The sequence below is a fragment of the Pseudomonas sp. FSL R10-2964 genome (assembly GCF_009600035.1).
Lineage (GTDB): Bacteria > Pseudomonadota > Gammaproteobacteria > Pseudomonadales > Pseudomonadaceae > Aquipseudomonas > Aquipseudomonas bubulae.
In genome coordinates this window covers 1-297 of record NZ_WIWH01000129.1, presented here as the reverse complement: position 1 = coordinate 297, position 297 = coordinate 1, and the positions used below count along the sequence as shown (strand labels likewise).

Sequence of the window (297 nt, the reverse complement as noted above, 5' to 3'; positions counted from 1 at the left end):
CTAGTAAATTGGTCTAAAATATCTTTTTGAATAAAACTCAATCCGAATTTTTCATCGATAAATTTCAAGAATTTATGAATTTCAGAAGACGCTAACTCCTGATACTGATCTTGGTTTAGCGGCTCACGAATATTATCCTCTTTCGCTTTCTTAGCGGCTTTTTCTGAAGAAGCAAGCTCGCTAAAAAGATCACAACAAATATAACCAAGCTTTTTACTGCGGTCTTCAATTTCCTCCATAACACAACTCACAATTTTTTCGCAATAGTATTGCTCGCAATAAGTATATGCGTTAGAA

General features: G+C 34.0%; 1 protein-coding gene. It reads right to left on the bottom strand.

Features of this window, described 5'->3' with window-relative positions:
* The coding region (locus GHN92_RS23685; protein WP_153381351.1) for a hypothetical protein at positions 1-239 on the bottom strand (239 nt) is incomplete at its 3' end.
* Positions 240-297 lie beyond the last annotated feature (58 nt).